This window comes from Enterococcus sp. CWB-B31, assembly GCF_020567645.1.
In the GTDB taxonomy this organism is placed as follows: domain Bacteria; phylum Bacillota; class Bacilli; order Lactobacillales; family Enterococcaceae; genus Enterococcus_L.
Genome location: NZ_JAJDJW010000011.1, coordinates 106,977 through 119,038 on the forward strand (window position 1 = coordinate 106,977; position 12,062 = coordinate 119,038).

Genomic DNA, 12,062 nt, shown 5'->3' on the forward strand with positions numbered 1-12,062 from the left:
CCCTTATTTGCTAAGGATTCCGACTTAAAATAATCAGTTTGTATTATTTTAATGTTACAGAAGCTCCTACTTCTTCCAAAGCTGCTTTCAATGCTTCAGCTTCTTCTTTAGCGATTGCTTCTTTAACTGGTGCAGGAGCTCCGTCAACTACAGCTTTAGCTTCTTTCAAGCCAAGACCAGTTGCTTCACGAACTGCTTTGATAACTTTAACTTTTTGATCTCCAGCTGCAGTTAATTCTACAGTGAATTCAGTTTGTTCTTCAACAGCGCCAGCAGCAGCTCCGCCTGCTACAGCTACAGGAGCTGCTGCAGATACGTCAAATTTTTCTTCGATAGCTTTAACTAATTCACTTAGTTCTAAGATAGTTGCTGTTTCTAACTCAGCAATAATGTTTTCAATGTTCAATGCCATTTTTAATTTCCTCCATTTAAAGTTTGATAAACTATATTTTTTTGTAATACTAATTTCATGCTGGGATTAAGCAGCTTCTTCTTTTTCTGCCACTGCTTTGACAGCATAGGCAACGTTGCGGACTGGTGCTTGTAGAACAGATAGCAACATAGATAATAAACCGTCGCGACTTGGCAGTTTCGCAAGCGCAGTAATTTCTTCCATAGAAGCCACTTTACCTTCGATAACTCCGCCTTTGATTTCCAATGCTTTTGCATCTTTAGCAAATTCATCCATAATCTTAGCCGGTGCAACGACATCTTCATTACTGAATGCTACAGCTGTAGGTCCTGTGAATACTTCATCAAGTCCTTCCAGACCAGCTGCTTTTGCTGCACGTGAAAGAATAGAATTTTTAATAACTTTCATTTCAACGTTTGCATCACGCAGTTGTTTACGTAAATTTGTTACTTCTTCAACAGTTAATCCACGGTAGTCAACGATAACTACAGAAGATGCTGCTTTGAATTTTTCAGTTACGTCATCTACTAATGCTGCTTTTTTAGCGATTGCTGTTTCACTCATTTATTTTTCACCTCCTGAATGATGATGGAGAAGCTTTCTGCTGCAGACAACAAAAAACTCCATGCCACCGTTGACATAGAGGGACTCATTGACAAATTTTTTCATCAATCATTGTCCTCGGCAGGAAATTAAGACTTATGTCACCTGCTGTCTTCGGTACAGTTATTATTAACCTCAACTACCTTACCACAGGTAAGGTAGTTGAGTCAATAGTTTTTATTATCTAATATTATATGACTTGATCGAGTCTGCTCAGCTTTTATTTTATCCAGCTTCTCAAACTAGCTCTCTTCAATAATAAGTCTAAACAATTCGCGACGAAAAGCATCGCTATAATTGCTTTTCCTTATTATTCGAGAGCTGACCGAGTCTGCTCAGCTTTTACTTTATCCAGCTTCTCAAACTAAATCATTCAACAAATAGATAAACTGCCCTCAAAGATAGAAAGCATCTTTGGGTCATTTTCCTAATTTGCTCATGATTTGACCGAGTCCGTTCAGCTTTTAAATATTAGAAAGAAAATTGGTCAACATGGATTCCAGGTCCAAATGTTGTTGTTACTGAAATATTTTTAATATATTGACCTTTTGCAGCTGATGGTTTAGCTTTCAGCAATACATCATTGATTGTGTTGAAGTTTTCAATTAATTTTTCTGTATCAAATGATACTTTACCGATAGGTACATGGATGTTACCGGCTTTATCAACACGGTAAGTTACTTTACCTGCTTTAACTTCGTTAACTGCTTTTGTTACGTCCATGGTTACAGTACCTGTTTTAGGGTTAGGCATTAGACCTTTAGGACCTAAAACACGACCTAATTTACCAACTTCAGCCATCATATCCGGAGTAGCAACAACTACATCAAAACCGAACCAGCCTTGTTGAATTTTATTAACCATATCTGCATCGCCAACATAGTCAGCTCCTGCAGCTTCTGCTTCTTTTGCTTTGTCCCCTTTAGCGAATACTAAAACGGTTTGAGTTTTACCAGTTCCGTTTGGCAGTACAACTGCTCCACGAATTTGTTGGTCTGCTTTTTTAGGGTCTACGTTTAGACGGTAGGCAACTTCAACAGTTGCGTCAAATTTTGCAGTATTTGTATCTTTAGCCAAAGCTACCGCTTCTGCTACTGTGTAAGCTTTAGTAGTATCAACTTTTTTTAATGCATCTTGCATTTTTTTGCTCTTTTTAGCCATTTTGTTTCCTCCTTGATTGTGGTTATAACGGTAGAACCTCCCACGTAATTCACATTTTTCAATATGAAGCCGACTGAGAAGCTACTTCTTTAGGGTTGCAGATAATCTATTATTCTACAGTGATCCCCATGCTTCGTGCAGTTCCTTCAACCATGCGCATTGCTGCTTCTACATCAGCGGCGTTTAGGTCTGCCATCTTAAGTTCAGCGATTTCTTTTACTTGGTCACTGGTTACTTTAGCTACTTTGTTTTTGTTTGGTTCGCCTGAACCTTTGTCAATTTTAGCTGCTTTCTTCAATAATACTGCAGCTGGCGGTGTTTTGGTAATAAATGTAAATGAACGATCTTCATATACAGAGATTACCACTGGAATGATTAAACCTGCTTGATCGGCTGTACGAGCATTGAATTCTTTTGTGAATCCCATGATGTTGATACCCGCTTGACCTAGTGCAGGACCTACCGGCGGTGCTGGTGTTGCTTTACCTGCAGGAATTTGCAATTTAACTAATTTTTCTACTTTTTTTGCCACGAGACATACCTCCTTGAGTCCGTGATGTGGTTAATTGGAGATCAATATTTCTCCTCCCACGGTCTTTCCTTAAAACGCCAGGAAAAGACATGTACAAAAATGCACACTTTGATAGTATACAGGGTAACAGAAATTTTTTCAATGATTTTTAATAACTTTCTACGCCAAAAATACGAAAACGTCTATTCTTCATTATGATGAAGGTTGTCAGTTTTTTTTTAATTGCAGATACCAGATAATTCTATTCATTTTTCATGAGAAAGACTTTTTTCTTTCCATTTCCTGTGATACACTTTCGGCAGTAAGCTACTGCATTCATGAGGAGGAAGAACGATGGAACAGCTTCGCTATAAAAGTATTTTTGATATTATTGGCCCCGTTATGATCGGTCCCAGCAGTTCCCATACAGCCGGTGCTGCCCGTATTGGAAAAATTGTTCGAACGATTTTCGGAGAACAGCCAGATACAGTGGACATTTATTTATATGAGTCATTTGCAAAAACCTATCGAGGGCATGGTACAGACATTGCCCTTGTCGGAGGCTTGCTTGATATGGAACCCGATGACCCGCAACTGGCAGATTCTCTAAAAATTGCTCACGCAAAAGAAATGGAAGTTCTTTTTGTGCCTAAGAATGAGCGGGCGGATCATCCAAATTCTGTTCAGCTGCTTGTTTCTAAAGGAAACCGCAAGCTGTCTGTCACAGGAATTTCCATTGGCGGCGGCAATATCCAGATATCAGAGCTGGATGGGTTCAAGATCTCGCTGAATATGGGGACTCCGACATTCATTATTGTCCATCAGGATGTTCCAGGTATGATCGCCAAAGTAACCAATCAGCTTTCCAGCTTAAACATAAATATCGGAACCATGACTGTGACCCGTGAATCCAAGGGTGAAAAAGCTATTATGATTATCGAGATTGATCAACGGGCATCTGATACTGTCGCAGCCACGCTAAAGAAAATCCCTCATATCCACACAGTTAATTACTTTGACTAATAAAGGAGCCAAACGAGTATGTTTCTTTCTATAAAAGAACTGGTAGAACAAGCAAAAAATTATCCTTCTGTTGCTGAATTAATGATTGCTTTAGAAATGGAAAATAGCCAGTGTGACCGGCAGCGGGTAATTGAAACAATGGAAAAAAATCTGATTGTCATGAAACAGTCAATTGAAGAAGGTACAGCGGGGGTCACATCTGTAACCGGCATAACCGGAGGCGATGCTGTGAAAATGACTGAATACATTCAATCCGGAAATTTTTTAAGCGGTGAAACAATCTTGACTGCCGTCAGAAATGCCGTTGCAGTTAACGAAGTCAATGCCAATATGGGGTTGATCTGTGCAACACCAACTGCGGGAAGTGCAGGAGTCGTCCCAGGGGTATTGATGGCAGCTGTTGAACGGTTGAATCTGACTCATGAACAACAGCTGAATTTTCTATTTACAGCCGGTGCTTTTGGATTGGTCATTGCCAATAATTCCTCCATCAGCGGAGCAGAGGGCGGCTGTCAGGCTGAAGTCGGCTCTGCCAGCGCCATGGCAAGTGCTGCTCTGGTTTGCGCTGCCGGCGGAACCGCAGAACAAGCTGCTCAGGCAATTGCAATTACATTGAAAAATATGATGGGCTTAATCTGCGATCCGGTCGCTGGACTGGTTGAAGTTCCCTGCGTAAAGCGTAATGCATTAGGGTCTTCGCAGGCATTCATTTCTGCCGATATGGCCTTAGCCGGAATCAGAAGTGTGATTCCGCCAGATGAAGTCGTAGCTGCGATGTATCAGGTAGGTCGACAAATGCCAAGCATTTTCAAAGAAACAGCGGAAGGCGGTTTGGCAGTTACACCTACAGCAAAAAGACTAACCGAACAATTAAATAAATAGTTTTGGAATATAGGATAAAGCGAGGACAAGACAAACACTCATGAGTGTTTGTCTTGTCCTTGCTTTATTAATAGTTACATTCTTTTCTTTGCTTCTGCAACAAACTTATCCATTTGCTTATACAGGTTTGATCTAATTTGTTTTAAATCATGCTCCACCAGCTGATGATTCTCAACTAGCAGCCGACCATTTACCCAGACCTGCTGAACATTTGATGGATTCGCAGAATAAACCAGAGCAGAATATGGATCAAAAATCGGAAACATATTGACTGACTCTGTTTCAACCATAATCAGATCGGCCTTTTTACCAGACTGAATGCTGCCTGTTTCGTGAAAACCTAAAGTTTCTGCTCCTCCTCTGGTTGCCAGCCGAACAATTTCTTTCGCAGGAAATAATGCTCTGTCTTTTTCGTATGTCTTATGGAAATTGGCAAACAGTTTCATTTGAGAAAAAAGATCTAATGTATTACCGCTGCTGGGACCATCCGTTCCTAAGCCTACTGTTAGACCTGCCTCCAGCATCGCCTTCACCGGAGCAACTCCTTTCGCTGATTTAGTATTGGCACCAATACAGTGGGCAATCTTTGCTGTCTCTGCATATTTGGCTGTCAAAGCAATATCGTCTTCAGACATATGGATGCAATGAGCCATGATAAACGGCTGTTCCATAAAACCCAATTTTTCCAGATAGCCAAAAGGCGTAAGCCCATATTTTTCTGCCAGCTCCTTCATTTCATAATCCATTTCTGCCACATGCATGGTAATTGGAACATCATATTTTTTACTCATTTCAACTATCTTTTCCAACGCCTCATTCGTATTGGTATTGGGTGCATGCGGAGCAATTGCTGGTGTAATCAATGGATGCCCCTGCCATTTCGGCAAAAATGTTTCACAATAGGATAGACCGCCGGAATGGTCTGAACTGTCACAAGTAGGCATATCAATAATAGTTTCTCCTACAACAGCACGGACATGGAATTCCTCACAGACTTCCGCCACCTGATCTTCAAAATAATACATATCACAAAAGCCAGTGACTCCACTGAGCAGCATCTCACTGATGGCATACGCACTGCTGGCTTTCACCAACCCCTTCGTCATAAATGCTTCAAGCGGAAAAAGAAATCTGCGCAGCCGATCTGGTACATCGTCTCCCAGTGACCGAAAAGGAATCATTCCTGCATGTGTATGCGTGTTGACGAATCCCGGTAAAAGAAGGCTCCCGCTTCCGTCAATCACTTCATCTGACTGAATATTTTGTTCTTTCCATTCGCCAACAGCAGAAATATTCTCCTCGTCGATGAGTACATATCCTTTTTTATATTCCTTCATTTCATCATCCATCGTCAGAACATGCACATTCTTGATTAATGTGGTCATATGATCACCCCATCTTCCGGAAAAATCAGCGGATAAAATTCCTGCGTTTTTGTATTCATCATGCCTTTATCTGTTACTTTAATTGCAGGCGAAACCGGAAGAGACAGTGTGGAAAACGACATGATTTCATTCATATTTTTATAGCCAAGCTGCTGCATCGCCTGACGAACCTCGTTAAGTTCTCTACCCAATTCTTCAATAGGTGCCTGTGATAAAATCCCACCGATCGGCAAAGGACAAACTGCTTTAATTTGCCGATCTGCCGCTACAACATAACCGCCCTGTATATCCAACAGCTCCTGTTGTGCAATAAGAATATCCTGACTATTATTTCCCAACACCATCAAATTATGATGATCATGCGCCCAAGTCGTGGCAATACTCCCCTGTTCACTAAGCGGCTGTTCCATCAAGGCAAAAGCAATATTTCCATTTTTGCCATAGCGCTCCATAACAATCAACAAAGCACAGTCTGAATGCTCCCAATCCAAATAACCTTGTTTTATTGGAATTTCCTTGGTTATTCTTTCAGTAAATGTGCCAACCTCCTGTTTTTGAATCACATTACATCGGACAGCCGGTAAGTCTGTTTCCACACGAATTTTCAAATCAGCAGCTGTCAGCTTCTGGCATTTCAATGTCTGACTGTATGCGGCAGGAAACTGCTCAACTTTGTCAGGATAGCTGACCTTGTCCCCTTTTTTGTGAACACATTGTCCGGACTTGTACACAGCCGCTATAGAGAAGCTGTTCAAATCATCCAGTAATATAAAATCAGCAGCTTTTCCGGGAGCAATCATTCCCCTGTCGTGGAAACCCATCCGCTGTGCCGGGGTATAAGTTGTCATGTAGATTGCTTTTTCCAGAGGGAGTCCAGCCTGTACAGCTTTTTTCAGATTTTCGTTCAAATGACCATTTAACAAGTCGTCCGCCATTACATCATCTGTGATAATACAAGCATAGTCATAATAATTATTATCCACAATAACTGCCATATTTTCTTTCGTAATTGATTTATTTTGGAATTGAATAAACATGCCATTTTCTATTTTTTCTGCCAACGAATCAGGAAACTGATGGGTATGGTCTGAAGTGATTCCGCTGTACATAAAGGCTGCCAGCTCTTCTTCGTATATTTTCGGACAATGTCCTTCAAGAGGCATCGTGGGTCTTTTTTCCCGGCAGAGATCGATAATCTGCCGGATCAGTGACTGAGGTTCATTTGCAATACCATTGAAGTTCATGGCTTCTCCCAGACAGACAATTTGCGGATTTTCCAGTAATTCAGCTACTTCCGGAAGTCCGATAATTCCGCCTGTCGTTTCAAGTTCAGGGGTTGTGGATGGAACGGAGGAAGGAATCGCATGAAAAATGTCAATCTCTGTTTCAGCATTCATAAACTCCGTAAGTCCATTGATACCAAAGACATTCGCCATTTCATGAGCATCAGCAACAACAGTTGTCACACCAAAGGGAAGCACTGCTTTTGAAAAGATAGCAGGGGTAGTCATAGAGCTTTCAATATGCATATGAATATCAATTAATCCGGGAATCATATAACGTCCGCCGCCATCAATCTCCTGAACAGCATTAAAATCCAACAGGTCGTTCGGACTTATGTAGTAAAACTTTCCTTTATGGACGGTCACCTGCTTCTTTTCAAAGATTTGTTTAACAGTATTAAAAACATTGATGTTTTTTATCAGTAAATCTACATGCATGTTGTCTCCTCCATTTTTTTCACTATCAGTTTTCAATTCTCAGCTTCAAAATAAATAACAGGGCTGGAACCGTAATCCCAACCCTTCTATTTTTTTTCAGCTTTATGAAAAGCAAAAATATTCAGAATAAGACTATTGATTGATTAGTCTGTTCCATTGATCAATCCAGTCCGTTAACTGTTCATTAACAAATTCAAAATCAACGGTTTTCGCACGATCTGCAATAGCACCATATGTCATATTCCCTGCTTCTTCATCAGTAAGCTCCACTTTTCCATTTGTTGGCGCTTCATTTAAAGAAAGAGCTTTTGTCTTTTGAGAATCCGCACTGATTCTGTAGTTAACAAATTCATAGGCAAGCTCTTTATTGGCAGCTTCTACAGGAATATTGACCGTATTATAGTTTGCATAAGTCCCGCTTTCCGGAACTACATATTCGATTGTTTCTGAATCACCTTTTATGATATCATAGGCAAAATCCATTACGATCGCAGCTTCAATTTCACCAGCTTGAAACATGTTGGCAAGATCAGATGATTTTGCATAGGTTTTTACGATATTCGGTTTTAACTCTTCCAAAGCTCCAAAAGCTGCTTCACCGTTGTCTTCGGTAATATCTTTTCCTGCATAATCGCTGGCAATATACATCATCAATGGGCCTGCAGTTGTTGTAATTTCAGGAATGGAGATTTTTCCTTTCAAAGAGGAATCCCATAAATCAGACCAGTCAGTGATTTCTTTACCGACTTTTTCTTTGTCATAAACAATCCCTACACTATTCACAGCAATTGGCACACCAGCTCCGCTGTCAAATACTTCTTTGGCACCGGATGTCAAATCAGCAAGGTTTGGAATTTTTGATTCATCCAATTTTTCGAACAAGCCTTGAGAAGCACCGTCCGCAGAGTTGGCCTGAGCCAGTTCAATCACATCTATTCCTTTAGGATTGCTGACAAGCTTTGTAAAACGGTCACCGCTGTTGCCTACATCCAAAGTAATTTTAGCCCCAAACTCTTTTTCAAAAGGCACCATGATATCACTTTTTATGATATCTTCACTCAATCCAAATGTTGACACGACTAAATCTTTAGAAGCTGCTTTGTCGGAAGAAGACGACTCAGAATTTCCTCCTCCGCATGCTGTCAATAATAAGATACTTGCCAAAACGAATGATCCCAATGCAAAACGTTTTTTCACTATTTTTTCCTCTTTTCTCAGTTTAGTTTATTTATCTTCCAAAAGAACAATTTTTTCTTTTGGAAAATGCAGTACGATAGTATCGCCTGCTTCATAAATTTGTTTATCTGTTCCATTAACCAAAAATTTCCCCAATGAAGTAGCAACTTCATACTGATAACTTTTACCAAGAAAAGTACGGACTTCAACCTGTCCTTCAACTAGATTTTCCTGAGCTGCTGAAGCAATTTCGATATCTTCAGGACGAATTGTGGCAACAAGCTCAGAAACAGGTGCCGAAGAAACGTCTGTTTCAATCACAACACTGTCTGTCTGATAACGACTTTCTTCTAAATGCTTAACCGAAAAGAAATTTTCGAAGCCGATAAATTGTGCTACAAATTTTGTCTTCGGACTTCTGTAAATTTTCTCAGGTGTATCATATTGTTCAATCACACCGTTATTCATTACCGCTACTTTATCAGAGATAGAGAAGCATTCTTCCTGATCATGCGTTACAAAAACCGTTGTAATCCCCAGCTGCTGCTGAATTCGCTTAATCTCAATTCTCATTTGTACACGAAGCTTTGCATCCAAGTTACTTAATGGTTCATCAAGAAGAAGCAGCTTCGGCTCAATTACCAAGGCTCTGGCTAACGCAACTCGCTGACGCTGACCGCCTGACAGCTGTTTAGGATAACGTTCTCCTAAATGACCCAGACCGCAAATTTCCAGCATCTCTGCTACTTTTTTATCAACTGTTTCTTTTTTTTCTTTACGAAGCTTTAAGCCAAACGCAACATTTTCTGAAATTGTCAAGTGTGGAAACAAGGCATAACTTTGAAAAACCATTCCAAAATTTCGTTTGTGAACAGGCACTTTGACAAGCTCCTGATCATCCAATATAAAAGACCCGTCATTAGGGGAAATCAAGCCTGCGATAACTCTAAGCGTGGTCGTTTTTCCACAGCCGCTCGGTCCCAGCAAAGAAACAAGCTCGCCTTTTTCCATGGAAATGTTTAAATCTTCCAGTATATTTTGCTTTCCGTCGTAACTGACACGAATATTACTTAAATTTACAAAACTCACTTTATCCCTCCATCGGTATACAAATCCTGTTCAGCTGACTGACAGCGACAAGAATTTTTTTAATTTACTACTATGCAATAGATGCCAACCCCAGTGTCTTTTCAATAATAAACATCAACAAAATGGTCAGCAGCATAATCATCACTGAAATCGCTGAAACAGTCGGATCATAGGTGTATTCGATGTAGCTTAACAAAGAGGTCGGCAACATAGTCACTCCCGGTCCTGAAAGAAACATGGAGACAGGAACATTGTTAAATGAATTAACAAAAGCCAGCATAAATGCCGCAAAAATTCCTGAAGAAACATTTGGCAAAACAATTTTCATAAATGCCCGGGGTCTGGTACAGCCCAATGTCCAGGCAACTTCTTCCATTGAAAAATCAAGCTGCTCCATACTCGAACCAACCACCCGAATAATGTAAGGAAGACTAATCAGAAAGTGACCAATCAGAAGCCCCTGAATAACCGGCAGATTCAAGCGAATCACTACAAATTGAAAAAGCGAGTAGCCGACAACGATTCCCGGAATCATGGTTGGAGATAAAAAGAAACTTTTCAATATATTTTTACTCTTCATACTGTAACGGGAAAGTGCGTAGGAAGCAGGCACCCCAACCAGTAAAGCAAGAAGTGTTGCTCCAATACCGATGGATAGACTTAATTTAAAACTGCTCATAAATGTTTCTGAGCTGAGTGCTTTTTTATACCAGTCTAAAGAAAATTCTTCTATTGGAAACTGAATCGTTGCGGATTTGCCAAATGATGTGACCACAATCACGACAAGCGGCAAAAAAAGAAACGCAAAGACTAAAACTGCAATGATTGTCATTCCTCTTTGTTTACGCATGGTTCATCTCCCTCCGATCCAGACGGGCAGCAATCATGTTCAATCCCTTATTTACAATAAGTGTGGTTGCAATCATAATCAGTGCAATGACACTAGCTGATGTCCAGTCGCCTAATGTAGATGCTTTTTGATAAAGGAAGGTTGCCATCATCATATTTTTATTGCCTCCCAATAACTGTGGTGTGGTATAGGCTGTCATAGTCCCAGTAAACACCAGAATACTGCCGACAATTACACCTGGTGTACAAAGAGGGAGAACAATCTTATAAAAAGCCCTGAAAGGACTTGCGCCCAGCGTCTCAGCAGCTTCCAATGTTTCCCGTTCAATTGTTTCCATCACACCTACAAGTGTCATTATCATTGTTGGTAAAAAAAGATAAACTGATCCGACAACAATGGAAAATTCTGTGTACAGCAACGTCAGCGGCTCATCAACAATTCCGGTATTCACGAGCAAGTTGTTTACAACACCGGATTTCCCCAAAATATTGATCCATGCAAAACTTCGGATAACCGAATTTGTTAACAGTGGAAACATCGTCATTGCCATCAAGATGCTCTTCCATTTTTTGTTCACTCCTGCAATAAAATAGGCCGCCGGTATTCCCAAAGCAGCAGATATCACTGTTACAATCAACGATACTCGTATCGTACGAAGAAAAATCTTCAGGTTATAATCGTCTGTCAGAAAATCGACATAGGATTGAACACTGGCTCCGTTTTCAGTAAAAACTGTTGGCCAGATGCTGTTTACCAATGGTACAATCATAAAAAATAACAGTAGAATAATACCAGGTGTAATAATCAAATACGGAACATTCTTCTTCATTCAACCTCTCCTCATTCGTTTTCTGTAATATTATAATCAAGAATACGAACATTTTCAATAAGACTTTGCAGTATATTCTTATTTTTTCAGCACAAGTTCAAAGCAAATGAATAACAAATACAATTTGTTTGCATTTCCATTCAACTTTCTACTCATTTACTCAAAAAAAATTTCTACTTGATTTACAATAACAGAGTGCAATTTCTCAAACAAAGTATAATTTTTACTTCCTTTAATTTATGTATAGACATTTAATTCTGTTTGTCTTTCTTCGAACCAGCGAAAACACGAACATTAAATCAAAACCTCCAGTGTGAACTGGAGGTTTGCTCTGCGGCTGAAAGCCTCTATTACCGGCCAGAGCCTGAAAGGCCCACTGAAGAAAGGTCTCCCGCTAGCACCACAATTACTCACGACTCC

12 protein-coding genes and 1 other annotated feature are annotated in these 12,062 nt (G+C 40.1%); of the genes, 2 read left to right on the forward strand and 10 right to left on the reverse strand.

From position 1 onward, the window contains the following. Positions 1 to 43: 43 nt before the first annotated feature. From rplL to rplK, 4 genes are all read right to left on the reverse strand, one after another. Positions 44 to 412 carry a 50S ribosomal protein L7/L12 gene (gene rplL / locus LI954_RS11005; protein ID WP_202066889.1) on the reverse strand — a complete coding sequence of 123 codons (369 nt, stop codon included), beginning with the start codon at positions 410 to 412 and terminating at the stop codon, positions 44 to 46. Between the two features lie 66 nt (positions 413 to 478). Then, entirely contained in the window at positions 479 to 976 is a 498-nt protein-coding gene (gene rplJ, locus LI954_RS11010; protein ID WP_202066888.1) for a 50S ribosomal protein L10, read from the reverse strand. Between the two features lie 42 nt (positions 977 to 1,018). Continuing rightward, positions 1,019 to 1,151: a sequence feature (ribosomal protein L10 leader region), on the reverse strand. Between the two features lie 335 nt (positions 1,152 to 1,486). Continuing rightward, the gene (gene rplA / locus LI954_RS11015; RefSeq protein WP_202066887.1) at positions 1,487 to 2,176 is read right to left on the reverse strand and encodes a 50S ribosomal protein L1; all 690 of its coding nucleotides are present in this window, start codon (positions 2,174 to 2,176) and stop codon (positions 1,487 to 1,489) included. A gap of 109 nt (positions 2,177 to 2,285) precedes the next feature. Continuing rightward, on the reverse strand, positions 2,286 to 2,708 hold the full coding sequence (gene rplK, locus LI954_RS11020; protein WP_202066886.1) for a 50S ribosomal protein L11: 423 nt from the start codon (positions 2,706 to 2,708) through the stop codon (positions 2,286 to 2,288). A 333-nt stretch (positions 2,709 to 3,041) separates the two neighbouring features. On the opposite strand from rplK, the gene sdaAB reads away from it, so the two are divergent. Both sdaAB and sdaAA read left to right on the forward strand, forming a co-directional pair. Next, positions 3,042 to 3,710, forward strand: coding sequence for an L-serine ammonia-lyase, iron-sulfur-dependent subunit beta (gene sdaAB, locus LI954_RS11025; protein ID WP_202066885.1), 669 nt, complete (start codon positions 3,042 to 3,044; stop codon positions 3,708 to 3,710). A gap of 18 nt (positions 3,711 to 3,728) precedes the next feature. Then, the gene (gene sdaAA, locus LI954_RS11030; protein ID WP_229441946.1) at positions 3,729 to 4,592 is read left to right on the forward strand and encodes an L-serine ammonia-lyase, iron-sulfur-dependent, subunit alpha; all 864 of its coding nucleotides are present in this window, start codon (positions 3,729 to 3,731) and stop codon (positions 4,590 to 4,592) included. Between the two features lie 74 nt (positions 4,593 to 4,666). On the opposite strand, the gene LI954_RS11035 is transcribed toward sdaAA, so the two are convergent. The 6 genes from LI954_RS11035 to LI954_RS11060 form a co-directional block, all read right to left on the reverse strand. Then, a complete protein-coding gene (locus LI954_RS11035) occupies positions 4,667 to 5,977 on the reverse strand; it encodes an amidohydrolase (protein WP_229444485.1) in 1,311 nt (436 codons plus the stop codon). Continuing rightward, a complete protein-coding gene (locus LI954_RS11040; protein WP_229444486.1) occupies positions 5,974 to 7,698 on the reverse strand; it encodes an adenine deaminase C-terminal domain-containing protein in 1,725 nt (574 codons plus the stop codon). Before LI954_RS11040 ends, LI954_RS11035 begins: the two co-directional genes overlap by 4 nt. A 132-nt stretch (positions 7,699 to 7,830) precedes the next feature. Next, positions 7,831 to 8,895 carry an ABC transporter substrate-binding protein gene (locus LI954_RS11045; RefSeq protein WP_202066881.1) on the reverse strand — a complete coding sequence of 355 codons (1,065 nt, stop codon included), beginning with the start codon at positions 8,893 to 8,895 and terminating at the stop codon, positions 7,831 to 7,833. A gap of 27 nt (positions 8,896 to 8,922) precedes the next feature. Beyond that, positions 8,923 to 9,963 (reverse strand): ABC transporter ATP-binding protein, encoded by a 1,041-nt coding sequence (locus tag LI954_RS11050; RefSeq protein WP_229444487.1) that lies wholly within the window; start codon positions 9,961 to 9,963, stop codon positions 8,923 to 8,925. Positions 9,964 to 10,033: 70 nt separating this feature from the next. Then, complete coding sequence (locus LI954_RS11055; RefSeq protein WP_202066879.1) at positions 10,034 to 10,813, reverse strand: ABC transporter permease; 780 nt, start codon at positions 10,811 to 10,813, stop codon at positions 10,034 to 10,036. Beyond that, positions 10,806 to 11,642, reverse strand: a complete 837-nt coding sequence (locus LI954_RS11060) for an ABC transporter permease (RefSeq protein ID WP_202066878.1) — start codon at positions 11,640 to 11,642, stop codon at positions 10,806 to 10,808. Before LI954_RS11060 ends, LI954_RS11055 begins: the two co-directional genes overlap by 8 nt. Positions 11,643 to 12,062: the final 420 nt, after the last annotated feature.

What these genes read in the sequence shown, in the direction of transcription:
- rplL (WP_202066889.1), bottom strand. Translation starts at nt 412, where the DNA reads ATGGCATTGAACATTGAAAACATTATTGCTGAGTTAGAAACAGCAACT.
- rplJ (WP_202066888.1), bottom strand. Translation starts at nt 976, where the DNA reads ATGAGTGAAACAGCAATCGCTAAAAAAGCAGCATTAGTAGATGACGTA.
- rplA (WP_202066887.1), bottom strand. Translation starts at nt 2,176, where the DNA reads ATGGCTAAAAAGAGCAAAAAAATGCAAGATGCATTAAAAAAAGTTGAT.
- sdaAB (WP_202066885.1), top strand. Translation starts at nt 3,042, where the DNA reads ATGGAACAGCTTCGCTATAAAAGTATTTTTGATATTATTGGCCCCGTT.
- sdaAA (WP_229441946.1), top strand. Translation starts at nt 3,729, where the DNA reads ATGTTTCTTTCTATAAAAGAACTGGTAGAACAAGCAAAAAATTATCCT.
- LI954_RS11035 (WP_229444485.1), bottom strand. Translation starts at nt 5,977, where the DNA reads ATGACCACATTAATCAAGAATGTGCATGTTCTGACGATGGATGATGAA.
- LI954_RS11040 (WP_229444486.1), bottom strand. Translation starts at nt 7,698, where the DNA reads ATGCATGTAGATTTACTGATAAAAAACATCAATGTTTTTAATACTGTT.
- LI954_RS11055 (WP_202066879.1), bottom strand. Translation starts at nt 10,813, where the DNA reads ATGCGTAAACAAAGAGGAATGACAATCATTGCAGTTTTAGTCTTTGCG.
- LI954_RS11060 (WP_202066878.1), bottom strand. Translation starts at nt 11,642, where the DNA reads ATGAAGAAGAATGTTCCGTATTTGATTATTACACCTGGTATTATTCTA.